Annotated in this window: 23 protein-coding genes; 12 read left to right on the top strand and 11 right to left on the bottom strand. The window is 61.7% G+C overall.

The window, feature by feature from the left end:
- Window positions 1-135: 135 nt before the first annotated feature.
- The 7 genes from NKH28_RS29960 to NKH28_RS29930 all read left to right on the top strand — a co-directional run bounded on the left by NKH28_RS29960 (window position 136) and on the right by NKH28_RS29930 (window position 8,652).
- Window positions 136-1,047 carry a carbohydrate ABC transporter permease gene (locus tag NKH28_RS29960; RefSeq protein WP_352474341.1) on the top strand — a complete coding sequence of 304 codons (912 nt, stop codon included), beginning with the start codon at window positions 136-138 and terminating at the stop codon, window positions 1,045-1,047.
- A complete protein-coding gene (locus NKH28_RS29955) occupies window positions 1,047-1,946 on the top strand; it encodes a carbohydrate ABC transporter permease (protein ID WP_352503255.1) in 900 nt (299 codons plus the stop codon). The genes NKH28_RS29960 and NKH28_RS29955 overlap by 1 nt, the downstream gene beginning before the upstream one ends.
- 47 nt (window positions 1,947-1,993) lie before the next feature.
- Complete coding sequence (locus NKH28_RS29950) at window positions 1,994-3,523, top strand: ABC transporter substrate-binding protein (RefSeq protein ID WP_352981041.1); 1,530 nt, start codon at window positions 1,994-1,996, stop codon at window positions 3,521-3,523.
- A 65-nt stretch (window positions 3,524-3,588) separates the two neighbouring features.
- Window positions 3,589-5,118 (top strand): xylulokinase, encoded by a 1,530-nt coding sequence (locus NKH28_RS29945; RefSeq protein WP_352927242.1) that lies wholly within the window; start codon window positions 3,589-3,591, stop codon window positions 5,116-5,118.
- Entirely contained in the window at window positions 5,111-6,436 is a 1,326-nt protein-coding gene (locus NKH28_RS29940) for an iron-containing alcohol dehydrogenase (protein WP_352541851.1), read from the top strand. The genes NKH28_RS29945 and NKH28_RS29940 overlap by 8 nt, the downstream gene beginning before the upstream one ends.
- A gap of 77 nt (window positions 6,437-6,513) precedes the next feature.
- Window positions 6,514-7,596, top strand: coding sequence for an ABC transporter ATP-binding protein (locus NKH28_RS29935; protein WP_352744618.1), 1,083 nt, complete (start codon window positions 6,514-6,516; stop codon window positions 7,594-7,596).
- Window positions 7,597-8,652, top strand: coding sequence for a hypothetical protein (locus NKH28_RS29930; protein WP_352850929.1), 1,056 nt, complete (start codon window positions 7,597-7,599; stop codon window positions 8,650-8,652).
- Between the two features lie 31 nt (window positions 8,653-8,683).
- Here NKH28_RS29930 and NKH28_RS29925 read toward each other — a convergent pair whose 3' ends face one another.
- The gene (locus NKH28_RS29925; RefSeq protein ID WP_352981040.1) at window positions 8,684-8,935 is read right to left on the bottom strand and encodes a hypothetical protein; all 252 of its coding nucleotides are present in this window, start codon (window positions 8,933-8,935) and stop codon (window positions 8,684-8,686) included.
- Here NKH28_RS29925 and NKH28_RS29920 point away from each other — a divergent pair.
- Complete coding sequence (locus NKH28_RS29920) at window positions 8,924-9,748, top strand: sugar-binding transcriptional regulator (RefSeq protein ID WP_352981039.1); 825 nt, start codon at window positions 8,924-8,926, stop codon at window positions 9,746-9,748. The genes NKH28_RS29925 and NKH28_RS29920 overlap by 12 nt on opposite strands.
- A gap of 52 nt (window positions 9,749-9,800) precedes the next feature.
- Here NKH28_RS29920 and NKH28_RS29915 read toward each other — a convergent pair whose 3' ends face one another.
- The 5 genes from NKH28_RS29915 to NKH28_RS29895 form a co-directional block, all read right to left on the bottom strand.
- Window positions 9,801-10,532, bottom strand: a complete 732-nt coding sequence (locus NKH28_RS29915; protein WP_352981038.1) for an ATP-binding cassette domain-containing protein — start codon at window positions 10,530-10,532, stop codon at window positions 9,801-9,803.
- A 2-nt stretch (window positions 10,533-10,534) separates the two neighbouring features.
- Window positions 10,535-11,515 (bottom strand): ABC transporter permease, encoded by a 981-nt coding sequence (locus tag NKH28_RS29910; RefSeq protein ID WP_352503300.1) that lies wholly within the window; start codon window positions 11,513-11,515, stop codon window positions 10,535-10,537.
- A gap of 195 nt (window positions 11,516-11,710) precedes the next feature.
- The gene (locus NKH28_RS29905) at window positions 11,711-12,694 is read right to left on the bottom strand and encodes a sugar ABC transporter substrate-binding protein (protein ID WP_502895713.1); all 984 of its coding nucleotides are present in this window, start codon (window positions 12,692-12,694) and stop codon (window positions 11,711-11,713) included.
- Window positions 12,695-12,733: 39 nt separating this feature from the next.
- Complete coding sequence (locus tag NKH28_RS29900; RefSeq protein WP_352981037.1) at window positions 12,734-13,939, bottom strand: mandelate racemase/muconate lactonizing enzyme family protein; 1,206 nt, start codon at window positions 13,937-13,939, stop codon at window positions 12,734-12,736.
- 14 nt (window positions 13,940-13,953) lie between these two features.
- Entirely contained in the window at window positions 13,954-14,673 is a 720-nt protein-coding gene (locus tag NKH28_RS29895) for a FadR/GntR family transcriptional regulator (RefSeq protein ID WP_352503247.1), read from the bottom strand.
- Window positions 14,674-15,039: 366 nt separating this feature from the next.
- Between NKH28_RS29895 and NKH28_RS29890 the strand changes: the two genes are divergently transcribed.
- The gene (locus NKH28_RS29890; RefSeq protein ID WP_352981046.1) at window positions 15,040-16,029 is read left to right on the top strand and encodes a Tim44 domain-containing protein; all 990 of its coding nucleotides are present in this window, start codon (window positions 15,040-15,042) and stop codon (window positions 16,027-16,029) included.
- An 86-nt stretch (window positions 16,030-16,115) separates the two neighbouring features.
- Here NKH28_RS29890 and NKH28_RS29885 read toward each other — a convergent pair whose 3' ends face one another.
- From NKH28_RS29885 to NKH28_RS29870, 4 genes are all read right to left on the bottom strand, one after another.
- On the bottom strand, window positions 16,116-17,207 hold the full coding sequence (locus NKH28_RS29885; protein WP_352981036.1) for an AI-2E family transporter: 1,092 nt from the start codon (window positions 17,205-17,207) through the stop codon (window positions 16,116-16,118).
- Between the two features lie 225 nt (window positions 17,208-17,432).
- Complete coding sequence (locus NKH28_RS29880; protein WP_352541844.1) at window positions 17,433-17,846, bottom strand: type II toxin-antitoxin system VapC family toxin; 414 nt, start codon at window positions 17,844-17,846, stop codon at window positions 17,433-17,435.
- Window positions 17,843-18,091, bottom strand: coding sequence for a plasmid stabilization protein (locus NKH28_RS29875; RefSeq protein ID WP_352455498.1), 249 nt, complete (start codon window positions 18,089-18,091; stop codon window positions 17,843-17,845). The genes NKH28_RS29880 and NKH28_RS29875 overlap by 4 nt, the downstream gene beginning before the upstream one ends.
- Window positions 18,092-18,514: 423 nt before the next feature.
- A complete protein-coding gene (locus NKH28_RS29870; protein WP_352818770.1) occupies window positions 18,515-19,657 on the bottom strand; it encodes a Fic family protein in 1,143 nt (380 codons plus the stop codon).
- Between the two features lie 204 nt (window positions 19,658-19,861).
- Between NKH28_RS29870 and NKH28_RS29865 the strand changes: the two genes are divergently transcribed.
- Both NKH28_RS29865 and xth read left to right on the top strand, forming a co-directional pair.
- The gene (locus NKH28_RS29865; RefSeq protein WP_502904314.1) at window positions 19,862-20,092 is read left to right on the top strand and encodes a hypothetical protein; all 231 of its coding nucleotides are present in this window, start codon (window positions 19,862-19,864) and stop codon (window positions 20,090-20,092) included.
- A gap of 355 nt (window positions 20,093-20,447) precedes the next feature.
- Window positions 20,448-21,236 carry an exodeoxyribonuclease III gene (xth, locus tag NKH28_RS29860; protein ID WP_352818773.1) on the top strand — a complete coding sequence of 263 codons (789 nt, stop codon included), beginning with the start codon at window positions 20,448-20,450 and terminating at the stop codon, window positions 21,234-21,236.
- 74 nt (window positions 21,237-21,310) lie between these two features.
- Here xth and ligD read toward each other — a convergent pair whose 3' ends face one another.
- Window positions 21,311-23,083 (bottom strand): DNA ligase D, encoded by a 1,773-nt coding sequence (gene ligD, locus NKH28_RS29855; RefSeq protein ID WP_352981035.1) that lies wholly within the window; start codon window positions 23,081-23,083, stop codon window positions 21,311-21,313.
- A 637-nt stretch (window positions 23,084-23,720) separates the two neighbouring features.
- On the opposite strand from ligD, the gene NKH28_RS29850 reads away from it, so the two are divergent.
- The gene (locus NKH28_RS29850) at window positions 23,721-25,649 is read left to right on the top strand and encodes an adenylate/guanylate cyclase domain-containing protein (RefSeq protein ID WP_352818779.1); all 1,929 of its coding nucleotides are present in this window, start codon (window positions 23,721-23,723) and stop codon (window positions 25,647-25,649) included.
- Window positions 25,650-25,730 lie beyond the last annotated feature (81 nt).

Here is a 25,730-nt window from a genome sequence, read left to right as displayed (position 1 = left end):
GACACTTGACAAATCGGCGGCCGTCCGACACGTTCTTAACAAAAGGCACAACAAACTTACAAAAGTTCAAGTTGGCACAATCTGGCCGATAGGGAGAAGGCCGATGCGTCTGTGTGACCGAGCGGAGATTCGCGCGTGAGCACGGTGACCGTGACCCGCGAAGCGCCCAGATGGGCCCTTCCCCGGTTCATGACGGCCGAGCATCCTTTCCCCTGGCTCGCGCCGATCACGGTGATGCTTCTCGTTTTCGGCATCTATCCCCTCGCCTATTCGGTCTGGCTGTCGCTTCACAAACGCAATGTCGTTTCCCGTCAGCTCGACTTCGCCGGGCTCCACCAATGGACGCGCGCCTTCTCGGATGCGCGTATGTGGCATTCGCTGGAAACCACGCTGATCTACACCTTCGTCGCGCTTGCGGTTCAGCTTGCGCTCGGCATCCTCATCGCGCTTCTGCTTGACACCGATCGCAAAGGTTACGGCGTGCTGCGGGCGCTGATGACACTGCCGCTGGTGGTGCCGCCTGCGGTGACCGGAATGATGTTCCTGCTGATGCAGGACGGCTCTTTCGGCGTCCTGTCGTTCTACCTCTATGCCCTCGACCTGATCTCGCCGGCACAGCCGATCCTGACGCAGCCCGGAACCGCATTGGCGGCGATCCTGCTGGCGGACATATGGCAATGGACGCCGTTCATGGTGCTCATCATCCTGGCAGGGCTCAGGGCGCTGCCGAAGGAACCTTTCGAGGCAGCCGCGATCGACGGTGCCAACGGCATCCAGACGTTCTTGCGGCTCACATTGCCGATGCTGCGCAAGGTGATAGCGGTCGCGGTGCTGATCCGCGGCGTCGATCTCTTTCGCATCTACGACTACGTCTACATCATCACCGCCGGCGGGCCAGGCACGGCCACCGAGACGCTTTCGTTCTACGCTGGCCGTATCTACTTCACCGGAGACTTCCCCTATGCCGCGACCCTGTCGCTGATCGTGCTCGTCGTCTTGATCGTCGTGTCGAATCTCTTCGTCAGGCTGTTCAAGGTGAGGTTCTGATGGAGTCGTCGCGCGCCCAAACGATCGCCCGCGACGTGCTCGCCGTCCTGGTGGTGGCGATCTTCATGTTCCCCATCGCGTGGTGGGCGCTGTCGTCTATCAAACCCTATTCGGCGATCTTCGACCGCAGCGGACCGGTCTACGTCGGTTTCACACCGACGCCGGACAATTACCGCGTGACGTTGCTTGGCGTCTCACGCGTCGACATCGGCATGGAACAGGGCGGCGAGGCGGCCGGGGTGATCAAGGGTGGCGCCAGTTCATACGATTCCCGCCAGTCGTTGCTCGACAGCGCCATCATAGCCGTCGGATCTACGGCGCTGACGCTGCTGCTGGCCACCCTGGCCGCCTATTGCCTGTCGCGAATGCAGTTCAGCGGCCAGCAGTCCTTCCTGTTCTGGATTCTTTCGCAGCGCTTCATGCCGCCAATCGCGATCGTCATTCCAATCGTTTTCATGTTCCGCGATCTCGGCTTGCGCGATACCTATACGGGCCTCGTCCTCGTTCACAGTTTGATCAACCTGCCGCTGGCGGTTCTGCTTTTGAAGTCGTTCTTCGACGATGTTCCGCGCGAGGTTGATGAGGCGGCGCTTATTGACGGCGCGACGCGCTGGCAGACGTTCCGACGCGTGGTCCTTCCCATGGTCAAGGGCGGCATCGCTGCGACGGCCGTGCTGTGTTTCATCTTTTCGTGGACCGAGTTCCTGCTCTCACTCTTCCTGACAACGTCGATCCGCACTGTGCCGGTGAAGATCTCGACCTTTGTCACCTCGACCGCGACCGAGTGGGGCTACATCACAGCGCTCGGCACGTCCGCGATCATACCCAGCTTCATCTTTATCCTGCTGGTTCAACGGCATCTGGTCCGCGGCCTCACCCTCGGATCGCTGAAGGAGTGAGGCGCTGACGAGAAGAACGACGACAAAAACGCAATGGAGGAACGATCATGAGCTTCAGTGAACACGACAAGAAGACATTCGTCGCCGATACCTGCAATGACTTTACGGCGCGCCGAATAACCAAACGCGACTTCATGAGGAAGATCGCGCTCGCCGGTGTCGGCTTTTCCGCCTTCGGATCGGCCATGCTAGGTGGTGGCCGCACCAGTCGGGGGATGTTGGGCCTCGGGGTTGAAGAAGCCCGCGCCCAGGACGCCGATATGCTGAAGTGGCTGGCCGACGTCGGCAAACCATATGCCGGCACGAAAATCCGCTACACGTCGGAAGCGACGCCGCCAACGATTGTTGCCAACCAGCTTGTCGCGGGTGAATTCACCAAGGCAACCGGCATTGAGGTGGAAGTCGAGATCGTGCCGCTGGAGCAGGTTCTCGCCAAGGCGACGCAAGACGTACAGGGCCAGCTTGGCACCTATGACGTCTACTATCTCGACCAGTCCTGGATGGCGACGTTTGCCCAGGATGTCGTCGATCCGCGCGAGTATTACGACCAGAACAAAGAACTGGCGATGCCGAACTTCGACTGGGACGATTTCTCCAAGCCGTTGGTCGACGGCATCGCCATGTACAACGGCAAACAGTGTGGAATTCCATTCGATATTCCGATCTTCATCCTGATGTACCGCAAGGATCTTTTCGACAAACACAACATTGCGCTGCCGACAGACCTCGACGCCTACCTCAAGGCCGTCCAGGCGCTTACAGAGGCAGAAAAAAGCAACGGAATCTTCGGCACCGCGTGCCAGGCGAAGTCCGGCCACTATTCGCTGGAATGCGACTGGACCTTCGCATTGTGGGGCCATGGCGGTTCTGTCTTCAACAAGGACAAGAAGTTTGTCGGCAATGACGAGCGCGGCGTGGCCGGGCTCAAATTCTATCAGGAGCTGGTCAAGAACTCGCCGCCGTCGGCGACGACTTGGACCTGGGACGGCCAAGGACAGGCCCTGACACAGGGACAAGCCGCCATGGCAATCACCTGGGGCGAGGATTTCCCCGGCTTCGATGCCAAGGATTCCAAGGTCAAAGGCCTGTTCGAGGCCCTGCCCGCGCCCAAGGAAGTTCCTGGTCGTCGCGCCGCTGCCGATTGCGGCTTCAACGAAATCCCGGCCGTCGGCCACCAGGGCGGCTCGACGATCTCGCTGTCGCAATATTCCAAGAACAAGGAAGCGGCATGGCTGTTCATGCAGTGGGTCTGCTCGAAGGATGTCATGGCGCGGGTATCGACGCTCGGCGGCGGCGCCTCGCCGATGCGCAATTCCTCTTTTACAGATCCTCGGGTCAAGGCGAAGGCTGTTGTCGGCCCCGGAACGACACGCCATTTCGACGCGATCAAATACACGATCGACAATCAGATGGGATCTGAGCCGGACATGCCGATCTGGGCGGATCTGTCGAACAACGACATTCCGGTTGAGCTCGGCAAGTTGCTTACGGGCCAAGACTATGGCGGCGATGCCAAGGCGTGCCTCGATGCCATTGCCGGCATTGTCGACGGCAAAGTCAAGGACGCCGGTCTTTAGCGGCTGGTCGGTGATTTGGGCGAAGGCGGCTTCGGCCGCCCTCGCCGGTTGGCAACGTGGCGGCAATGGTTCCTGATCTCGTCATCGGCATTGATTCCTCGACCTCGGCAACCAAGGCGATCGCCTGGGACCGCAATGGTCTGGCCGTGGCCGAAGGTCGTGCACCGCTTGCAATGTCCAACCCGCGTTCGGGCTATTTCGAGCAGGATCCGGCCGAGTGGTGGACCTCGACGGTCGCAGCGCTGCGCGCCGTGACGTCAACGGTTTCGCCGGCACGCATTGCCGCCCTCGCGATTGCCAACCAGCGCGAGAGCTTCGGACTTTTCGACGAGCAAGGCGAAGCGGTCGGGCCGGCGACGCTCTGGCTCGATGAGCGCGCCCGTGGCAAAGCACGCCGCTTCGGCGAGAGTTTCGGCGCGGCACGCGTCCACGCAATATCCGGCAAGCCGCTGGACGTCATTCCTTGCCTTTACCGCATGATCTGGTTCCGCGAGCAAGAGCCCGAGATTTTTGCCCGCGTGGAGCGGATGGCCGAAGTCCACGGCTATCTGGTCTTTCGCTTGAGCGGCCGGTGGGTGACGTCCACCGCATCCGCCGACCCGATGGGCATACTCGATATGCGGGCTATGGACTGGTCGAACGATATACTGGAGGCAGCGGGCGTCGCCCGGCGCATGATGCCGGATCTGGCGCGGCCCGGCACCGTTCTGGGCCAACTGACGTCGCAAGCGGCCATTTCGACGGGCCTGCGCGAGGGCACGCCGATCGTCGCCGGCGGCGGCGACGGTCAATGCGCCGGCACGGGCGCTGGTGTGTTGCAGCCGCGATGCGCTTACATCAACCTCGGCACGGCGGTCGTCTCCGGCAGCTTCGGCACGGACTACGTCCACGACCAGGCCTTCCGCACCGAAACGGCGGTCGCCGATAATGGCTACATCTACGAGACGTGCCTTCGCGCCGGCACTTTTCTTGTCGACTGGATGGCGCGCGAAATGCTTGGCGTCGATCTGCATGGCGCAAGCGATGCGCTGGAGGCGCTCGAGGCCGAAGCCGCTGCCAGCCCGATCGGCGCAGGCGGCATAATGCTCCTGCCCTACTGGCAGGGCGTCATGGACCCGCACTGGGATAGTGCGGCCCGTGGTGTGATTGCCGGGCTTTCGGGCTCGAGCCGCCGCGGCGACATCTATCGCGCCGTGCTCGAAGGCATAGCGCTGCATCAGGCCGCGACAAGTCAGCGGGCGGCTGCGGCTGCCGCCCAGACCATCGACCAGTTCATAGCCATCGGCGGAGGAGCGAAGTCCGACCTGTGGATGCAGATTCTGGCGGATGCACTCGATCGTCCAATAAAGCGTTCGACGACCGTCGAAGCCTCCTCGCTAGGCGCGGCGATGGCGGCGGCAAAGGGGGTGGGCTGGTTTTCCACGATCGCCGAAGCGTCGCTCGCAATGGCCAGCGAGCCGGCCAAAACCTTCGAACCGGACACGAAACGGGCCGCGCTCTACGCCGAACTTCTTGCGATCCATGCTGATCTTTGGCCAACGCTTGCAGCCTGGAACCAACGCCTCGCGGCCTTCATGGAGGCCGATCATGGCTGAAGCGACCAACTGGAGCGCGTTGATCGAGGACGTTGTCGCTGGACGCTGGACAGATCCCAAGACAGGCGCGGCCGCGGTCCTGCCGTTCCAGACCATCGAATTGCTGGAGACGACGGAAGGCCGCGAGGCGGATCTCGTTGCGCCGCTGAAGCTAGGCAGCCGCATCGCCGTGGTCTCCGATATCAACACCGTCGATGTGATGGGCAGGCGCGTCGCGAAGGCGCTGCGTGCCATCGCCGACATCGACGAAATCGTGCTGCCTGACGGCCTCGACTGTGATGAGGCGACGATCCAGATGGTCAGGGAGAAGACACGTCACGCCGAAGGGGTCGTGGCCGTCGGGTCGGGCGTCCTCAATGACAGCTGCAAGCATGCAACCTTCCTCGACGAGCGACCCTATGCCGTCTTCGGCACGGCCGCCTCGATGAATGGCTACGGCGCCTCGACAGCGTCGGTGACCTTGGCCTCCGGGCTCAAGATCTCGCTGCCTTCACACGCGCCCCGGGGCATCTTCCTGGACCTTGGCGTGTCGGCCGCAGCGCCCGCCTGGCTCAGCGCCGCCGGGCTTGGCGACAGCCTCTGCCGCTCCACGGCCCAGATCGACTGGTGGGCTTCGCATCGGCTGTTCGACACTTACTATTCCGAGGTGCCCTACCTGCTGCAGGCGGGCGATGAGGAGCCGATGCTGGCCCATGCGCCTGGCCTTGCCAGGCATGACGTCACCGCTGTCGGGCATCTCCAGCGCGTCTTGACGCTGTGCTCGATGGGCGTGTGCTTTGCCGGCGTTTCCCATCCCGGGTCCATGGGAGAGCACCAGATTTCCCATTGGGTCGACATGTTCGCGGGAGAGCGTCATCCCGGCACCACGCACGGCCAGCAGGTCGGGGTTGCCTCGCTGGTCATGGCGCGTCTGCAAGCGCGGCTGCTGGACATGAAAGAGCCGCCGCAGGTGAAGCCGACCGCCATCGACGAAGCGGCGATGCTGGCCCGCTATGGCGCGCAGCTTGGACCACTTTGCATTGCCGAGATGAAGAAGACGGCACTCGACGCCAGCCAGTCGGAAATCTTCAACCGCAGGCTTGCGGAAATCTGGCCGGCGCTGCGCCAGGAGGTTCGGCCCATGGCAATGCCGGTCGCCCGCATGGAGGCAGCACTCAAGGCTGCGGGAGGGCCGGTCACCGGCGCGGAACTAGAGCTGCCGCGCGCGCTTTGGCACGACGCCATTCGCTATTCGCGAGAAATCCGCGGCCGATGGTCCTTTGTCAACCTGGCCGCCGATGCGGGACTCTTGGAAGAGTTTCTGGAGAGCGAATGGTGAGAGCGCATCCGATCGCCAATCGCTCGCATGGCGAAAATGAGATCCAACCGGCAAGGGCAATCGAAGGGTAGCAATTTATGGCGTCTGTCACCATCAGCAACATAAAGAAGGACTATGGCGCCCTCTCGATTATCGACGGACTCGATCTCTCGATCGAGGATGGCCAGTTCGTCGTTTTGCTGGGGCCGTCCGGCTGCGGCAAGTCCACTCTGTTGCGCATGATAGCCGGTCTCGAGCCCATCACGTCCGGTGAGATCGCCATAGGCGACAGGGTCGTCAACATGCTCCATCCCAAAGACCGCAATATCGCGATGGTCTTCCAGAATTACGCGCTTTACGCGCACATGACCGTCTTCGACAACATGGCCTTTTCCATGCAGTTGAAGAAGCGCCCCAACGAAGAAATCAAACAGAAGGTCGGGTGGGCGGCATCGATCCTCAACCTGACACCCTATCTGGAACGGTATCCCCGCCAGCTTTCGGGCGGCCAGCGGCAGCGCGTCGCCATGGGTCGCGCCATCGTGCGGGACCCAACTGTGTTCCTGTTCGACGAACCGCTGTCCAATCTCGATGCCAAGCTGCGGGTGCAGATGCGCACCGAAATCAAGGAGCTCCACCAGCGGCTGAAGACCACCACCGTCTATGTCACGCATGACCAGATCGAGGCCATGACCATGGCCGATGTCATCGTCATTATGCGCGACGGCCATATCGAGCAGATCGGGCGCCCGCTCGATGTCTACGATCGCCCGGCAAACCTCTTCGTCGCCTCCTTCATCGGCTCGCCCGCAATGAACATGTTCCATGGCGAGGTGGCTTCCGAGCGCGACGCCTGGGTGGTGCGGACCGACGAGCTATCCCTCCCGCTGCCGCCAGGGGCTGCGGTCCGGCCCGGCCAAAAGGTGATCTACGGCATTCGCCCCGAACATCTTCGACCAGTGGCCGACGGGCGCGGCATTCCGGCGAGGATTACGGTTGTCGAGCCGACTGGCCCCGAAATCCACATCTTTGCCAGCATGGGCAACGCCGCAATCTGCTCGGTGCTGCACGACCGTATGGAAGTCTCTCCTGGAACTGTGATCCATCTGGAGCCGGCGCCTGAGCGAATCCACCTGTTCGACCAGGGCAGTGGCGAGCGGCTGGACAAGGGAAGAAGCTGAATGGCGCGGATCATCATCCTCGGCGCTGGCGTCATGGGCTCTGCCATGACGCTTCCGGCCGCTCACGCTGGTAACCGCATCACTCTTGTCGGGACCCATCTCGATGGGGAGATCGTCGGCTCGGTGGCCAGCACAAGTCATCACCCACGCCTCAACATCGCTCTGCCTGATGTGGTAACCGCCTGTTCCTGGACCGAATTCGCTGCGGCGATGAACGATGGACCCGATCTGCTTGTACTCGGCGTCTCGTCGGCCGGCATTCCTTGGGCGATCGACCGCATTGCAGAAAGCATCAAGTCGCCCGTGCCGATACTGATGATTACGAAAGGGCTTGCGGCAAGCGACGAAGGCGTGGAAATCCTGCCACATCTGCTTGCCCGCGAGATCGAGCAACGCACTGGCTTGTCGGTCCCGGTGATGGCCGTCGGCGGACCGTGCATTGCCGGCGAACTGGCGGCGCAGCGCGACACCTCTGTGATCATGGCCGGGCATGATCCCGACCAGGTCGCCGCGGCGTCCCGCATTCTGCGCGCGCCTTTCTATCATGCGCGATCGTCACCCGATCTCGTTGGGGTCGAGATCTGCGCCGCTTTCAAGAATTTCTACACACTCGCCGTTGGGGCTCCCGTCGGGCTGCTCGAGCGCGACGGCAAGGCGCCCAATGGCGCACTCATGCACAACCTGGCCTCGTCACTTTTCTCGCAGTCCCTCGCCGAGATGGCGATTCTGGTCGAAGCCCTGGGTGGAAAGGTCGAAACAGTGCTGGGGCTGGCCGGCTCCGGCGATCTTTACGTGACCTGCCAGGCGGGCCGTAACGGTCGCATGGGGCGCCTGCTCGGCCGCGGCCTGCCCTATTCCGTGGCGAAGCGCGAACATATGAGTTCAGACACGGTCGAGGGCGCGCAACTGGCGCTGGACCTTGGTCCGACTTTGAAGAATATGATGGCCCGGGGTGTACTTCCCCACGATCGCCTGCCGCTGACGAGCGCCATCATCGACGCAATTTGCCATGATGCTCCGCTGGTTTTGTCCTTCGACCGCTATCATCGAGGCTAGCGGAGCCGGGAAACTCGATTGATGCCTCATATCAATGAGCACATGGCTCCGCCGAGCCGCTCTGGACCCGCTGCCGCGGAGTGGACAGGATGATCTGATGGAGAAACCAGCGCGAAAGAAACGCGATGGCCGCCAAGCCGTAACGAGTTCCGTCACGGCCGATCGCGAGGAAGGGCTGCTCGTACGCGCCGCCTGGCTTGCTTATGTCGGTGACCTGACGCAAGCACAAATCGCCAAGTCTCTTGGCCTGACACGCCTTCGCGTCAACCGGATGCTGGCGCATGCCCGTCAGCGCGGGATCGTTCAGATTCGCATCAATTCCAAGGTGGCGAACTGCATCGAGCTGGAGCACCGGCTGCGGGACGCCTATGGCGTTTCCGACCCAATCGTGGTTCCGACACCGCCCGATCCTACCCTGGTGCCACAGGTGATCGCAGCCGCTGCCGGTGAAGCCCTGTCGCATAGAATCCGTGACGGGATATCGGTGGGCGTGGGATGGGGACGCACGCTCCAGCTTAGTCTGCGCTCAGTGACCGTGCGCCCCGTCAAAGGCATGTCGGTCGTTTCCCTGCTTGGCGGGCTCACGCGTGGATCGGCGATCAACATCTATGAAATCGCCTCGCGGCTCGCGGCGCTCTTCGACGCGGAATGCTACTACATCGCGGCACCGGTGTTCACGGATACGGAGGCCACGCGCGATCTGCTTATGCGCCAGTCCATTCTGGAAGACGCCTTCACCCACGCCCGCGACGTTGACGCCGCTTTCGTTTCGGTGGGCGCGGTGCACAAAGACGCCACCATCTTTCGGATCGGACTGGTAGGAGACAATGATCTCAGATCGCTCCAAAAAGCCGGAGCCGTCGGCGATATCTGCGGTCACTGGATCGGCGCCGACGGACAACTCGTCGATCACCCGCTAAACAGCCGTGTCATCGGCCTCGCCCCCGAACATCTGCGCGACGTCGACACTGTGATCCTGCCCTCCGGCGGCCTCGACAAGGTTCCGGTGCTGCGCGCCGTGTTGCGTCTGGGAGTCGTCGATGTGCTGATCACCGACGAGAAAACCGCCGAGGCGATCCTTGCGGAAAAGCCGTAGCGCAGACTGACCTCTACCAGCCGAACGGCTCGCCAGTGACCGCTTCTTCGCGTCACAGAACCTCGTGGATTTCCTCGATCGAAGTCTCGCCGATCCGCTTGTCGAGAACGATCTCGCCGCGCGCCATCGCCACGACCCGGTCACAGCATTCGAAAACATGATGCATGTTGTGGCTGATGAAGACGCTGGTGATGTTCTGGGCCTTGAGGGCGCGAACGAAGCCGATCACCTTTCGCGTCTCCTTGACCGAGAGATGATTGGTCGGCTCGTCGAGGATCATGACTTTCGACTTGAAGTGCATGGCCCGGGCGATCGCCACGCCTTGGCGCTGGCCGCCCGACAGTTCGCCGACCAGCGCGTCGGGCGACCTCAGATGCAGATCGACGTCGGCGATCGCTTTGACGCTTTCGTCACGCATGCGCTTCTGGTCCAGGATGCCGATGCCGAAAACCGAGCCCTTCACCGGTTCGCGTCCGATGAAAACGTTGCGTGCGATGGTCATGGTCGGGACCATCGAATTGTACTGGTAGATCGTCTCGATACCGCGATCCATGGCGTCGCGCGGGTTCGAGAAGCGGACCGGTTCACCTTCGATCCTGATCTCGCCGCCATCGGGCCTTTGGGTGCCTGACAGGATGTTGATCAGCGTCGATTTGCCGGCGCCGTTATCGCCGACAAGGCCCAGCGCCTCGTCTGGATAAATGTCCAGAGTGACGTTCTTCAAGGCGTGGACGCCGGAATACCATTTCTGGAGCCCCTTGATCGCGATGATGGGTGCCGCCATGATCAGGTCTCCACCTTCATTGCCCTGCCCCGCTTTCGAAGCCAGGCGTTCACGACGACCGCGAAGATAGTCAGGAAGCCGATTGCCATCTTGAACCAGTTGGCGTCAACCTGGCTCAGCACCAGTCCGTTGTCGATGACGCGGATCAGGGCAGCCCCGATGATGCCGCCGAAGATAGTGCCAATGCCGCCAGTCAGCGAGGCGCCACCGATGACGGCAGCCGACACGGCTTGCAACTCCAGCCCCTCGCCGATCGAAGGCAGCGGCGCGCCAAGCCGCATCACCTGAATGGTGCCGGCAAAGCCGGCGAGCACCGAACAGATCATGAAGCAGGCGACCTTCACCCGGGCCGTCGGGATGCCCATCGATTGCGCGGCGGGCAGAAAGCCGCCGGTGGCGCGCACCCAGTTGCCGAAATTCGTGCGCGACAGAAGCACCGTCACCAGGATTGCCACGGCGAGAAACCAGAAGAACGACATGCGAAAGAGGTCGCCCGGCCCCACATAGATCGTAAACAGCCATTTCGGCAGAGCGTTGGCCGGGATGACAGGAGGGAAGCCACCGGAGATTACCACCGTCAGCGAACGCGCGATGAACAGCATGCCAAGCGTGGTGATGAAGCTTGGTATCGCGAAACGAATCGTTATGAACCCGTTGAAGAAGCCAATCAGGGCGGCGATCGCGAGCCCGGCGGCAAAGGCCGGCGCGAACGGCACGCCTGCCGCCAGCATCACCGCCATGGTCATCGGGGTCAGCGCAAATACCGAGCCTACCGAAAGATCAAACTCGCCGCATATCATCAGCAGGGTCACGCCGATCGCGACCAGCCCCATTTCAGGCAGCAGCCCAAGCATTCCGCGCACGTTCTGTGTGTTCAGAAATACGCCGTTCGAGCGAATCTGAAAGACGAGGAGAAGGAGGAGCAGGAACACGACCGCCGCAAGCTCAGGCTTCTCCAGATAAATCTTCATCAAGCGCTTCATCATTCGCTCCGGCTTGGGATTGTTTGCGCTGGCTTGTCGCATCGGCAAGGGGATGGCGGCAGTTTGTCGGCTACCGCCCCTGACATGGGAGATGCCGTTGGAGGATGGGACGGAGCCGACGCCCAAAGCCGTGCTGCCTGGCCCTCCCCTTGCCCCCTCCGCGTAAAGAACGAGGAGAGGACGCTGGCTTCGCGCCTACCGCACGCCTTGTGCGGCCAGTTCCTTGAGCTTCGGCACGTCTTCCTTGACGATGATGCCCTTGCCGGTGTCGATGTCTGCTGGCAGCAGACCGACGTTCTTGGCGAGATAGGCTTCCATCACCGGCATGAAGCCCTGCATGTAGGGCTGCTGGTCGACCTGAACCTGGATGTAACCCGCTTCCATCTGTTGCAGGACTTCCGAGACGATGTCGAAGCCGCCCATCAGCACCTTGCCCGGCTCGATCCCGCGATCGATCAGGACCTGGGCCACGTAGGCATGCCAAAGGCCGGTGTCGAAATACACCGTGGTGTCCGGGTGGGCAGAGAGATAGGCGCCAACACGATCGGCGACGACGGCGCCATCTGTGCCGGTGTCGAGCCGTTCAATGACCACTTCGCGTCCGGCATTCGCCGCCTTGTATTCCTCAAGGAACTTCATGACGCCGGCAGCGCGCTGTTCCGACCAGTTCTGACCGGGCGCGGAGACGCCGACGAGCGCCCTGATCTTGCCTTCCTTGGGGAAGAACTCGGACATCTTCTTGCCGAGTTCGTAGCCGGCGGGAATGAAGCCCTGGCCGATGAAGGCCTGGCGGGCATTGCCGGCTGCACCCTCGGTGTCGTCGACGTTGGACGCGATGACCGTGACGCCGGCAGCGCGGGCGTCGGCGATGATCTGGTCGAAGGCATTGTTGTCGACGATCGAGGTGATCAGCGCGTCCGGTTTTGCCGCGAGTGCCGCCTGCATGTTGGCCGACTGTTGCTCGATCGAACCTTCGGTCTGCGTGAAGACCATCTGGCAATTGGCCTGGATCTTGGCGCAGGCGTCGTCAAAGCCCTTCTTCACCGCCTGCCAGAACGGGTTCGACGCCGACGAATGATGCGTGAAGACGATGTTCATCGGCTCCTGTGCGCGTGAGCCGATTGCCGAGCCTCCAGCCAGTACTGCTGCCAAGGCTGCCGAGATAAGTAGCTTCTTCATGGTTCTCCTCCTCCGTAGAAAGCTGCTTCAGGTTCATTTTCAGAGAGTAGATGCCTCGCTCACCCGTCGAAGCGCCGTGAAGGCGCGATCGATCTCCGGGTTCAGTTCCATGCCGAGGCCCGGTCCGGGAGGCACGGTGATCATGCCGTTCTTCACCTGCGGCAAAGCGGTCACAAGGTCGCGGTACCAGGTCTTGTAAAAGGCCCTGACACTCTCCTGGACAAGCGCGTTCGGCGCATTCATCGACAGGTGGGTCGATGCGCCGAGCACCACTGGACCTGTGCAGTCGTGTGGCGCGACCGGCAGGTGCCATGCTTCAGCCATGGCAGCGATCTTGCGCGCCTCCGAGAGCCCGCCGCACCAGCTGATATCAAGCATGATGACACCGGCCGCTCCGGTTTCGAGAAGGTCGCGGAAGGCCCACCGGGAACCGAGCGTTTCCGAAGCCGATATCGGCGCCAGCGAAGCCTCGGCATAGCGTTTCAGGCTGGACAGGCTGTCCATCCTGATTGGATCTTCGTGCCAGAAGGTCTTGTAGGGGGCAAGCTCGCGAGCGATCTGCATGGCCGGCAGCAGCTGCCACATTGAATGGAATTCAACCATGATGTCCATCTTGTCGCCGACCGCATTGCGGATTTTCTCGAACGGCGCCAGCGCGGAATTCAAGTCGGGCTGCGATATATACTGGCCGCGCGTTTTCTCGGCGGCCATGTCGAAGGGCCAGATCTTCATGGCCGTGATGCCTTCCTCCAACAACGAATGCGCCAGTTCGTCGGCGCGGTGAAGGAAGCCGTTCAGATCATCATAGGCGTCGCCAGGCTTATCGAGCCCGTAGTTGGCCGTCGTCTGCCCGGTGGCCTTCTTGATGTATTCGGTTCCGGCACAGGTGTTGTAGGTCCTGATCTCGTGCCTGGTGAACCCGCCGAGGAGTTGTGCGATCGGCTGACCCGTCGCCTTTCCGAACAGATCCCAAAGCGCGATGTCGAAAGCGGAATTGCCCCTGACTTCCGCGCCCGTCGATCGGAAACCGAGATAGCCGACGAGGTCGGCGGCAAGCAGGTCGATCTGCAAGGGGTCGCGCCCGATCACGCACGGCGCGACATATTCGTGCAGATAGGTCTCGACGGTTTCAGCCATGAAAAAGGTCTCGCCGAGTCCGACGAGGCCTTCGTCCGTGTGAACCAGGACCCACAGAAGGTTCGGCCGCTCCTTGAGCCGCAGCGTTTCCAGTTTCGTGATCTTCATTGCGCCCCTGCTCCTCAGGCGATGCCGGCCGCCAGCAGGGCCTTGACGCTCTCGTCAAAATGCCTCGCCATCAGGTCACGCGCCGACTGGGGATCACCGGTCTCGATTGCTTCGGCGAGGTCGATATGGATCTGGATCATCGCCAACTGCTCGGCATCCGAAGGGCGGGTCCGCCAGCCGATCGGCCAGGTCTGGCGCGATACGCGCTCGAACGCGCCGACGATGAGGCTGAAAACCGGATTCTTCGCAGCCTTGGCGATTTCGAGGTGAAAGGCGAGATCGTGCTCCATGACCTGTTCCGGCCGCTGGAAATTCTCGAGCATGGCGAGCGCGTGCGTTCTGATCCTTTCCACTTCGTCGGCTGTTCTGCGCAAGGCCGCCAGCATGGCGGTGCGGGTCTCAATCGTGCGGCGCACGTCATAGATTTGCTGCACCGTGATCTGCTCGGTGTGGACGCCATGCTCGATCACCAGTGACATCGCGCCATAATCCAGCTCGGCGACGGTAGCCCGTCTGCCCGCCCTCAGGTCGATAAGCCGCATGGCGGCGAGCGAGCTGAAGGCCTCGCGAACCACGGTACGCGAGACGCTCAATTGTCTCGAAAGCGCGGCCTCGCTGGGCAGCCGGTCGCCGGGCCCGAGCTCATGCGCGCGGATATGGCGCGTGATCTCGCCGATCGTATTGCTGACCAGGCTCGCTGCGTCGGAATGTTTTGCGGATACGGCCGTGCTCACGCAATCTCCCGTTCAGGAGTGGGCAAACCTGTATGGCAGGTTTTCCAGATATGTTGATAGTACATAGGAAAGCTGTAAGTCAATCGAGTCTTCGCCGGGAGACCTCGGCATCATCGCCGGGGACATCGATGACCAGAGGCTTGCATGAGCGATGCTGTTGACGCGACCGATGCCGGTCGGCCGGGTGCGGGAGCCTGCGTGGTCGAACAGCGATCATCGCGCTTGGGTAGGGCAGACATTCTCGTCGTGAACACCGGCGGGCGGCCGACCATGCCGCCCGAAAATATCTCGACGGACGATTCACTGCTATTTCGATCGACGCACCCCATATGAGCGGAAAGAGTGTCACTTGAGGACTTGCCTATGCTGATTTCGCGTTGGGGACGGTTTGCAGTTTTGTTTGTGGGGTTGTTCCTGGCATTTTCCATGGTCGCTGTGGATCACGCCGATGCGCGCCGTGGCGGCAGCTTCGGCAGTCGCGGCATGCGCACTTTCCAGCCGGTCCCGCCGACCAGAGTTGCGCCGCAACCGGCCGCACCGGTCGAGCGCTCGATGACGCCCAATGCGGCCACGAACAATGCGGCCCGTCAGCCGCAGGCATTCCAGCGCCCGGGCTTCTTCAACGGCCTCGGCGGATCGATGATACGTGGGCTGCTTCTCGGCGGTTTGATCGGCGTTCTTCTGGGTCATGGGTTCGGCGGCTTGGCCGGCATGTTGGGTCTTTTGCTCCAAGTACTGCTGTTCGGCGGCGCGATCATGCTGGCGATCCGCTTTTTCCGCTCGCAGGCGGCGCAAAACCCGGCACCCGCTATGGCCGGTGCCTCGCGAGGCACCGGGACCTTTGGGCGAAGCGCTGCAGCCCGGCCTGACCCGAGCAACACCGCAGCGTTCCCCATTCCAGGCATTGGGTCAGGATATGGCGGAACGAACCAAGACAATGCTTCCGATGAGATCACACTCACCCAAACCGACCTCGACACGTTCCAGCAACGGCTGACGGAAGTTCAGGAGGCATTCGGGCGCGAAGATCATGCTGCATTGCGCCGGTTGGTGACATCCGAGATGGTGTCCTATCTGTCCGAGGAACTTGCCGACAATGCCAAAAAGGGCGTCAGGAACGACGTGTCGGACGTCAGCCTGCTGGAGGCCGATATTGCGGAAAGTTGGCGGGAGGGTGATCGCGACTACGCGACGGCTGCTTTGCGCTATGAGTCTCGCGACGTGACCCGCGACCGCATCAGCGGCAAGGTCGTTGAGGGCGGGGCCGATCAGCCGACGGAGACGGTCGAACTGTGGACCTTTACGCGGCAGAACGGCGGTGACTGGAAGCTTGCCGCAATACAGCAGCCTGGCTGATGTGCTTGCCTTCGTTGAGATCTCCGCCCAGAGGTTGTTCAGGTTTCGCGCTACCACTCGAAGACCAGCGCCCTTTTCGCGCTTGATCAATCCGTCACGGACTGATGCGGTAGCTCACCAGCGCGCGCCGGCGTCGGCCGGTCGGTCAATCGAGTCTTTAGCACGTCGATGAGGCTGATTGTGATGGCGATCACCGCAGGTCCGAGGACAAGGCCGGATGCTCCGAACAAGACGATGCCGCCGACCGCGCCGATAAAGGCCACCACCGTGTGGAGGCGCAACCGATTCCCGACAAGCATCGGATAGAGCAGATTGTCGATGCCGCCGACGATGACGCCGCCCCAGACGGTCAATATCGCTGCGCTGGCCCAAGCTCCCTCCAGTGCGAGATAGACCGCTGCGGGCACCCAGATCACAAACGCCCCGAGCACGGGCACGATGGCAAGAAGTCCCATGACAAGGCCCCAAAAGACTGGCGTCGGCAGGCCGAGCCACCAGAACATCAGGCCACCAAATGTTCCCTGGACGGCGGCGACGAACACGGTGCCGAGCAGTGTTGCATGGACGGTCTCCGCAAAGCGAGACAAGATGTAGGCTGTCTCCGGAGCGCGCAGGGGCGAAAGGCCCGCGACGGCTTGCAGGCCATGTTGGCGGTCGCGCAGAAAATAGAACAGAAGATAAAATGTCAGGCCGAACATCGCGACTTGATACATGGAGCCACGCAATAGCGATGTGCTTTGTCCCGTCAGCCATTGCACGAATGCGGCGACTGAGCCGGCCGGATCGAATTGGTTCTCGATCCATTGGGCAATGGCCGAAAGCGTGGGATAGCCAGACATGAAGCCGACTGCGTCCCAACCGCGGATGACCTCCTCCAGATAAGTCGCTCCGTTTACCGCCTCGCGAACGAGCTGTTGTGCGACGAGCGCCAGCGGCAGGCCGACGGCGATCGCCGCGACGCTTACCGATATCAGCGCTGCCAGGTTTCGATTTCCGACCCGTCTCTCAACCCACCGGTGAGCCGGAGACAGAATAATTGCCAGGACGAGCGCCCAGGTCAATGCCGGCAAAAAAGGCCATGCCAGCAGATAACAGACATATAGACCGATCGCCGTCGCTGCCAGGACGCCGAGCAATTTCAATTGTTTCACATCCGGCATCTGTTTCAGATCGGGCATCTCTCGCCGTCTCGCAAGCCCAGCGAGCCTAATGGTTTTCCCGAAGAAAAGGCAGGTCGGTTGCCGTACTCGGTCAGGCTGCCGCTGAGGCGCTTCGAGTGACCTTCAGGGGATTTTGACGACATGCAAATTGACCTGATATCGCTCGCCTGCGCTTTGACGGCCTTTCAGCCCGTCTTTGACAGGCAGATGGGGCTTGAACAAAAGCGACGACAGGAAAATGCTTCAGAACTCCCACGGAGATGTCAGAACGAGTCCTGCCGTCTCGAAGTCAGTCAGATTGCGCGTGGCGAGGCGGCCCCCGTTTACTCGAGCGATCGCCGCGATCATGCCATCGGGTGCCGACATGCCGCGTCCCTGGCGAGCAGCAGCACCCATAATTTCCCCATAAACCAGCGCAGCCTCTTCTGTCAGACCGAAGATACGGTCTGCGAAACGCCGGCGCCAGTCCGACAACCCTTGCTCCAGCCGTTCGGCACGTTGATCCGGTCTTATCTTCTGGATGCCGAACGCGATCTCGGCAATCGTCACGGTTGGAAGCGCGAGTTCGGCATCGTATCGGATCAGCCAGGCAATGACCGCCTCGTCTGGGGTCTTTTTCAACGTTTCGGAAACGACGTTCGTATCGACAAAGATCAAAGCTCGACGCCTCGATTCGGCCGGCGACTCTCACGGATCACCGCCTCAAGGTCGATGTCTGTGCCGGATTGCGCTGAAAGCCGCGGGTAGAAGGCAGAAGCAGGCTCACGACCGGCCTCGCGGACCTCGTAAGATTCGAGGGCGCGCTCGACCACCTCCGCAATCGAGCGGTTTTCACGACGGGCAAGCCGGTGTGCAAGATCACGCGCCTTGGCGCTGCGGACTGAGAGTTGTGGCTCGGCCATATCGGACTCCTTGGCACCCATTGTATAGGCTCATTTCGCCTGCTAGCAAGATGGCATCTGATGGCTTGATGTCAAAACCGATGTTGCAGCGAGTTGCGGCTGCGCAGAAATAGGAGATAAAATGTCCGGCCCAGCGTCGGTTGCCGTACGGGTTGTGGTGCTGTCAGGATGGCGAAACCAGAAGGCGTTGGGTGCCTAGGCAAAGCCAAAGCGCGATTCAGGGGTTTTGCAGCCTATCAAACCGCTCGCTGGGGCTTCAATGGCGGCTATCAAGGCGGAAAGTTCGTCAATGACTGGCCCTAACGGCTTGCGACCGAACCCGATGGACCAGTGCCGAGCGACAAACGGCATAGACGCATTCTCCGAACCAATCGAGCGGGCCAATCATGCTTTGGGCGCGCGCTGTCGGCTCGCGCTCCTGTTTCAACGATGTCGCCGAGGCGCGCGATCCGGCCCATCATCCAATCCTGCCAGCGAATAGCTCGTGCTTCGCCCACCGGCTTCATCTCTCACGAGTATCCCTTGCGCCAGGAGATCATTGATATCGCGCAAGGCCGTGTCAGGTGAGGTGTTGGTCAGCACTGCCCATTTCGAGGAGGTGAGCTTGCCTTCGAAGCCGTCCAGGAGCCGATTGACGACTTTGCGCTGGCGTTCGCTTAGAGGTCGTTGGACCATCTCCTCCAAAAAACGGGCCTTGCGCAGCACATTGGCCAAAATCTCCTCGGCCCCGCTGAAGGCGCGGTCGAGGCAGCTTAGAAACCATTGCAGCCAAGGGGTGATGTCGAGACTGCCCTTCTGCGTCCGTTCGAGGATCGCGTAGTAGTCCTTCCGCTCCGCCCGGATTTGCGCGGACATGCTATAGAACCGCTGAGCGCTGCCCTCCGATCGCGCCAACATCATGTCGGCGATCGCGCGGGCGATACGGCCGTTGCCATCCTCGAAGGGATGGATGGTGACGAACCATAGATGGGCGACCCCCGCCTTCAGAACGGGATCAAGCGGCGCGTAACGGTTGAACCAGTCGATGAACGAGGCCATTTCAAGCTCAAGCCGGGCCGCTGCTGGAGCTTCATAGTGGACTTTCTCCCGACCGATGGGACCTGAGACGACCTGCATCGGACCAGAGGCTTCATGCCGCCACGCACCGACGATAATCTTCGTCATGCCGCTGCGACCCGTCGGAAACAGGGCCGCATGCCAGGCGAACAACCGCTCATCCGTAAGTAGCGCCTGATAGTTCTGAGTTGCGTCGAGCATCATCTCGACCACGCCCTCGACATCGCGGTCGACCGGCGCCAGTGCGCCAATATTCATGCCCAGTCGGCGGGCGATGGACGACCGCACCTGTTCCTTGTCGAGAATTTCACCCTCAATTTCGCTGGATTTGAGAACGTCCTCCGTTAGGGTCTGAAGCATCGCCTCGGCACGCAATTCGAAGCCTAGCGCCTCCATCCGCCCCAGCAGCCGGCCCTGCCGATGGCGCACCGTCGCCAGTTGATCGGCAAGGTCCTGGCTGCGCCACTCGAACTGCGGCCAGTTTTCACGCTCGTAGATATAGGTCGCCATATTCTCCGCACTTTTTGCGTCGAATATGGGCCTCAATCGTCGTATATGCAAGATCATTTGCCGCAATTTATGCGGTGAATAGACCAGCTAAACACCGCATGGTCACGGCTTATTATTCCTCTTGTCGGCTTCTTCTCTCAAAGACCTCCCATTTTGACGCTATATCTCCTCAGGTTATGAGGCATTTTGCGGTTAGGCAGTGAGATGGCACTGGTCCAGTACTCCGACAATGGCTTCTTCGCTCCGCGCACGATTGCCGACGCCTTTCGCACGACGAGCGACGAAGTCGGCCGAACTGCCGGGCTGGGCAAGGATGCCGTCCAGCACAAGCAGCGGGTCCGGTCGGACAAGACCATGGCCGATGTGGTCCACAAGGTCGAGCCGTGCTTCGGTTCAACCCTTCGCAAGATCGCCCGCCTTGCCGCTACGAATTGAGAGCTGTGGCTCGGCCATATAGGATTCCTTCGCAGCATTACTTAAACCCACTGGACCCAAGGCGGTCGCCCTCAATCAGCAGTAGACCTGCCCAAGCTCCACCCGTCCGTGCGTTGCGGCCGCCCTAACGCCGGATTGTGCGCGCCGCATCTACCGCTCGCGACTTCGCCTACGACGCTCCCGACGACCAGCTCCTGCGCTCATTGCGCCATCTGGCACGCGGAAAAGCTCGCTGAAACCGCTCGACCGCCATTCTAGAAAGACGACTGACAAGGCCTCCCTTTGGCGGCATGATGCAAGCATCAACATCTGAGCCTTCCATGCGCAAATCGCCGAGGGTTGTTGAGAACTTCGGATGACCCGTATCGCAACCTTTAACGTCAACGGCGTGAACGGTCGCCTGCCCTTGCTCATCAAGTGGCTGGGTCAGACCGACTATGACATCGTGTGCCTTCAGGAACTGAAGACTTCGGACGAGAAATTTCCCGCGGAAGCCGTCAGGAACGCCGGTTATGGCGCGATCTGGCACGGGCAAAAGTCCTACAACGGTGTAGCTATACTCGCACGGGGAAAGGAGCCCCTGGAGCGTCGACGCGGCCTGCCGGGTGACCCTGACGATACTCACAGCCGGTATATCGAGGCAGAGGTGGATGGGATCGTCGTGGGGTGCATCTACCTGCCCAACGGCAATCCAGCTCCCGGCCCGAAATTCGACTATAAGCTCCGCTGGTTCGACCGTCTGATCAGCTACGGCCAGCTACTGCTCAAGGAGGGGATCACAAGCGTTCTGTGCGGCGACTACAACGTCGTGCCAACGCCGATCGATGCGGTGGTGCCGAGACGTTGGACGGGCGACGCAGTCTACTTTCCGGAGAGCAGGCAGGCCTACGCCGAAATGCTAGACAATGGCTGGATGGATGCCGTCCGCTGCATTCATCCGGAGAAAGGCATCTACACGTACTGGAACTTCTCCTACCGAGGCGGTTATGATCGGAGTTCCGGCCTGCGGATGGACCACCTCCTCGTCAGCCCATCACTTTCGAACAGGTTACGTGACGCGGGCGTGGACGCTGACCTGCGAGGCTGGGAAAAGCCGAGTGATCATGTGCCCGCCTGGATAGAGATCGACCCGTCCGGCAAGTAGTTGACATGATCGAATGTTCGGCGGAATCGCCGGGCGTCTTCGCCCACTGCTAATAGAATGCGCTGCGAGATTGCTCACGCTGCTTTTCTCGCAGCCGCCCTAAACGGACGGTCAATGGTGAACGCATCCGGACGGATGGCTGCCTCCACCTGGCTCCAGGTCACGGGACGGGCGATTGGGAAGCCGAGTCGCGCTCGTGGGGAGAAGGCGCCGACCGCCGTGTTGCCGCGCCCATTGCGAAGGTAGTCGATGAAGATGCGGCCCTTTCGGGCTGCCGGCGCAGCGGAGAGCAGATAGCGATCGGGATGAGCTTCAGCGAGGCGCTTGGCGAACGATCGAGCAAGGAGCCGGGCATTGTCGTGCGTGATCTTCGTCTCAAGTGGGGCCATCAGGTGAATGCCCTTGCCGCCCGTCACCTTCGGCCAGCTCTGCAGACCTTCCGCTTCCATGATGTCGCGGAGCGTTAGCGCGGTCTCGATCACTTCATCCCACTCGACCCCCTCGCCCGGATCAAGGTCCAGAACAACCCGGTCGGCATGTTCGATGTCGTCAACAGTAGCGTTCCAGGGATGCAGCTCTACCGCATCCATCTTGACCAGCCCCAGCAAGCCGGCAAGGTCGTCCACCCACACGCGCACACCTTCGCCACCCTCGCGCTTCTGAACGCGCAACTGATGCACTGCTGCGGGGATCTTCGGCAGCGCGCCCTTGTGGTAGAAGGTTGCCCCGAGAGCATGGCGGACCAGCTTCAGCGGTCGGTGGCCGAGATGGACGAGTGCGTAGTCGGCAACCCTCTGCCAGTAGCGCGCAAGCTCTTCCTTGGAGGGCGAGACCGCGTCGGGCAGCAGTTGCAGGATGTTCTCGCTGGGAACGCCATATTCCTGGGCTGGTCCACGTCGCTTTGATGGCGCCGGAGGCTTGGCCGGGATCGCGACCAGGTCTTCTCGCAGACCCTTGAATACTGCCTCGCGCAACACGCCGCGATCAGTGACGCCGCTGAACTGTACCTCGGACAGCACCTCTGGTCTGACCCACGTCGCCTTCGGCTTCACGATGGGCTCTGACAGAGGCGACTTGCTGATGATCAGCGGGTCGAGCCGCTCTCGAACCAGTTGAGCAACGCTCAAGGTGTAGCCGCTGCGGGCCTTCCCGGCATAGAGCAGTCGGTCGCCCTCGCGGCGACCGATGTAGAGGGATGCGATGCGGCGCGGGTGAGCGCCCAGCTTCTCGACAAATGCCACGATGGGGAAAGTGTCGCTCTTGATGCACTTCACCTTGAGCCAACTGGTCTGGACCCCTGAGCGGTAGGTGGCATCGGTGCGCTTGGAGACGATGCCCTCCAACCCCATGCGGCAGGCATGTTCAAACACGTCCGTGCCGCCCAACTCCAGATGTTCGGCGTAGGTCAATGTCGGGGCTGAGTTCTTCAGCAGCTTCTCTAGGGCTGCCTTACGCCTTACGAGCGGCTGCTGCCGCAGATCGCGCCCGTTGAGGTGCAGCAGGTCGAATGCGCAGAAGATGAGCCTCGGCGAGTCTGGGTTGCCCAACTCCCGTTCCAACGCTTGGTAGTCCGGCAGGCCAGTGTCGCCGAGAACGACAGCCTCCCCGTCGATGATCGCCGCCTTCACCGGCAAGCCCGCCGCCGCTTGAACAATTCGTCGGTACCGGTGCGACCAGTCGTAGCCACGGCGCGTGAAGGCTCTCGCTTTGCCGCCCTCAATGATGAGTTCGGTGCGGTAGCCGTCGTACTTGATCTCATGAAGCCATTCGCCGCCCTCGGGCGCATTCTCGACCAGCGTCGGCGACTGGAACTCAATGAAAGAAAGCCCGTCTGTGGCGTTACGCATGCACCCTCCGACGGCGAGTCAAGACGCAGAGCAGCAATAGGTTCCGGGGCATTTTAGCGAAATTGTATGTTGGGGCAGTTTATGGTTCGGTTGGAATTAGCATCAATTATCAAGCCGCGCACATAGCAAGGACTGGCGCGAGCTGGAGGCGGATTTGCTATGGCTCGATCTGCCGCCAGCCAAAATGCAATGACAATAGCCAACGCTTGGGAGGCGTGCGTGGCGCGGATCGTAGTCGCACCGCAATTGCACCGCCGTGGCGTCGTAGTCGAGGTGTCGGGGTCCGCCGAGCCTCCTTGCGCCATCCTGATCTGATGTGCGTCCTGACATGGACTGTCCTTTCATGGCTGCATCGGGGCAAGCGGCAATTTCTGTCCTCACCAAAGGTCCGCTTTGTGAATAGCCGTTCATTGCGGCTGCCATGGATGAGCAACGGTCGGGTGGAAGCCTCACATTGCTGCGATCGATCTGAACCGGAACGGGCGCGCCATGAACAGAAATTGAGAAACATCTTCCGAAGTGGACATTCGGGTGATGCGCTGGGCACGGAAGCAACGAGGCTCGTGCATTCGGGGCGCGCCCTCTTTAAAGCCGTCACGGGGCTTGCAATTCGGTGGCGCATTGCGACACTTGTTGCATGAGCACGTCCGCACAACCAGTGCGTCTGGCCCGCCCCGAAAAGAAGCGGCGTCGCATCCCTATTGCGGTCATCATGGCGTTGAGTTTTGGCAGCCTCGTATTCCTGTCGGTCGGGGGCGTGCTCGCGTTGTCGGTCGGCGCCAATTTTCGCAACACGTTCGACTTGCTCGGCGCCCAGTCGACACTCCTGATCGATGCGATGGAGGACTCGCTGCGCGCAGAGATGGGGGACGCCGAGAACGCGGTCGACGGCATCGCGCAGCTGTATGCCCAGGGCGAGTTCCAGATCGACGACGAGGCGATGTCTGCAGCCGTTGCCGGTGCTCTGGCTACCGCCTCGGGGGTCGAGGCGATGCTGATCTGCACCCCCGACCTGGTCTGCCGCGGCGCCGCGCGCTCAGTCGAAAACAACGTTGCAACGGGCGCCATCGAGCATTTTCCGGCCAAGCCCGAGAAGTCGCCCCAAGTCCGCGCCGCCCTCGAACAACGCAGACGGGTCGGCGGCAGGCAATGGGGGGCATTCGTAGCCAACGAGTTCGGCCTGTACGCGCATGTCTCAGTGCCGCTGGCACGTGATGGCGTGACGCAGGCCTGGGTGATCGCGGCGGTCGAATTGCAGAAACTGTCCGATATCACGCGGGAGCTATCATCGCGATTTGGCACGCATGCCTTCATTCTCGATGGCGAAGACCGCGTGCTCGCCGACCAAAGGCTGGCCGATCCCGACGCTCTGAAGAACGGCGTCCTGCCGCTGACGCCGCTGGCCACGTATGGCGATCCGGTATTGGCCGCCTATAGCGCGCGGAAGGTAGAGCGGGATTTCGACACGCGCCGCGCCCGCGACATAGAAATCGCCGAGATCGACCGCAGCGTGGACAATGCGTCCGAGTGGAGCGGCGACGCCACCTACATCGCCATCACCCGCAAGATCGCAGGCTATGGCGACAAGCCCTGGACGCTCGGCGCGTATTTCGAGACCAGTCAGATCAGCAAGGAGATCGAGCGCGTGTTGGGATCGGCCCTGCTCGGTGTCGGGGCGATGGCCGTGGCGGTCATCGTCGCGATCCTGCTTGGGAGGCGCCTGTCGCGACCGATCCAGGCGATCGCCGGCCAGGCCATGCGCGTTGCCGATTTCGATCTCGACGGCGTGACTCCGCTGCCGCGCAGCAGGGTTCTGGAGTTGGACAACCAGGCTTCGGCCTTCAACGCCATGCTGATCGGTCTGCGTGCATTCTCGACCTATATTCCGCGCTCGCTGGTGGCCAAGCTGGTGCGCACCGGAGAGGTCGGCATCGCCGAACCGCGCGAAGCGGTCGTCACCGTAATGTTTACCGACATCGTCGGGTTCACCACGCTGTCGGAGCAGATGGACGCCGCAGCCGCGGCCAGGCTGCTGAACCACCACTTCGCGATCCTGTGTGGCGCGGTCGATGCACATGGCGGCACGGTCGACAAGTTCCTGGGCGACGGCATGCTGGCGTTCTTCGGCGCGCCGGATCGTCTGAAGGGCCATGCCGCCGCGGCCGTCCGCGCCGCCGCGGCGATCCGCGAGGAGCTGGACAAGGACAATCTGGAAGCGGCTGGCAAAGGCCGGCCTCCGCTTCACGTCCGCATCGGCATCCACACGGGCTCCGTCATCGTCGGCAATATCGGCGCATCCGATCGCGTGAACTACACAATCGTCGGCGACACCGTGAACATCAGCCAGCGGCTTCAGGAACTCGGCAAGTTGCTCGCACCAGATGCCGCGACCGCCATCGCGATTTCCGGCGAGACTGTTTCGCGGCTCGACGAAAAGTTCGAAACGATCCCGGCGGGCAAGCACAGGTTGCGCGGGCGCGGCGAAGCGACGGAAGTCTTTCAGCTTCACAAAGTCGCGACGTCAGCACCGCCCCGTGTGGACGTTCGCCACGCCCAAGCAGGCTAGGGCCATGCCGCTTCCCTGCCGCTGATCGGCGGCTTGGAGAAGCCCGCGCGAATGCTGGTTCCGGCTAATGCCGACTTCCAA

This window comes from Mesorhizobium sp. M1227, assembly GCF_040318315.1.
Taxonomy (GTDB): Bacteria; Pseudomonadota; Alphaproteobacteria; order Rhizobiales; family Rhizobiaceae; genus Mesorhizobium.
This window is presented reverse-complemented; position numbering and strand designations above follow the sequence as displayed.

Excerpts from the sequence above, each read along its gene's own strand:
- NKH28_RS29955 (WP_352503255.1), top strand. The coding sequence starts at position 1,047 with ATGGAGTCGTCGCGCGCCCAAACGATCGCCCGCGACGTGCTCGCCGTC.
- NKH28_RS29950 (WP_352981041.1), top strand. The coding sequence starts at position 1,994 with ATGAGCTTCAGTGAACACGACAAGAAGACATTCGTCGCCGATACCTGC.
- NKH28_RS29945 (WP_352927242.1), top strand. The coding sequence starts at position 3,589 with ATGGTTCCTGATCTCGTCATCGGCATTGATTCCTCGACCTCGGCAACC.
- NKH28_RS29940 (WP_352541851.1), top strand. The coding sequence starts at position 5,111 with ATGGCTGAAGCGACCAACTGGAGCGCGTTGATCGAGGACGTTGTCGCT.
- NKH28_RS29935 (WP_352744618.1), top strand. The coding sequence starts at position 6,514 with ATGGCGTCTGTCACCATCAGCAACATAAAGAAGGACTATGGCGCCCTC.
- NKH28_RS29930 (WP_352850929.1), top strand. The coding sequence starts at position 7,597 with ATGGCGCGGATCATCATCCTCGGCGCTGGCGTCATGGGCTCTGCCATG.
- NKH28_RS29920 (WP_352981039.1), top strand. The coding sequence starts at position 8,924 with ATGCTGGCGCATGCCCGTCAGCGCGGGATCGTTCAGATTCGCATCAAT.
- NKH28_RS29925 (WP_352981040.1), bottom strand. The coding sequence starts at position 8,935 with ATGCGCCAGCATCCGGTTGACGCGAAGGCGTGTCAGGCCAAGAGACTT.
- NKH28_RS29915 (WP_352981038.1), bottom strand. The coding sequence starts at position 10,532 with ATGGCGGCACCCATCATCGCGATCAAGGGGCTCCAGAAATGGTATTCC.
- NKH28_RS29910 (WP_352503300.1), bottom strand. The coding sequence starts at position 11,515 with ATGAAGCGCTTGATGAAGATTTATCTGGAGAAGCCTGAGCTTGCGGCG.
- NKH28_RS29905 (WP_502895713.1), bottom strand. The coding sequence starts at position 12,694 with ATGAAGAAGCTACTTATCTCGGCAGCCTTGGCAGCAGTACTGGCTGGA.
- NKH28_RS29900 (WP_352981037.1), bottom strand. The coding sequence starts at position 13,939 with ATGAAGATCACGAAACTGGAAACGCTGCGGCTCAAGGAGCGGCCGAAC.
- NKH28_RS29885 (WP_352981036.1), bottom strand. The coding sequence starts at position 17,207 with ATGCCCGATCTGAAACAGATGCCGGATGTGAAACAATTGAAATTGCTC.
- NKH28_RS29875 (WP_352455498.1), bottom strand. The coding sequence starts at position 18,091 with ATGGCCGAGCCACAACTCTCAGTCCGCAGCGCCAAGGCGCGTGATCTT.
- NKH28_RS29870 (WP_352818770.1), bottom strand. The coding sequence starts at position 19,657 with ATGGCGACCTATATCTACGAGCGTGAAAACTGGCCGCAGTTCGAGTGG.
- NKH28_RS29865 (WP_502904314.1), top strand. The coding sequence starts at position 19,862 with ATGGCACTGGTCCAGTACTCCGACAATGGCTTCTTCGCTCCGCGCACG.
- xth (WP_352818773.1), top strand. The coding sequence starts at position 20,448 with ATGACCCGTATCGCAACCTTTAACGTCAACGGCGTGAACGGTCGCCTG.
- ligD (WP_352981035.1), bottom strand. The coding sequence starts at position 23,083 with ATGCGTAACGCCACAGACGGGCTTTCTTTCATTGAGTTCCAGTCGCCG.
- NKH28_RS29850 (WP_352818779.1), top strand. The coding sequence starts at position 23,721 with ATGAGCACGTCCGCACAACCAGTGCGTCTGGCCCGCCCCGAAAAGAAG.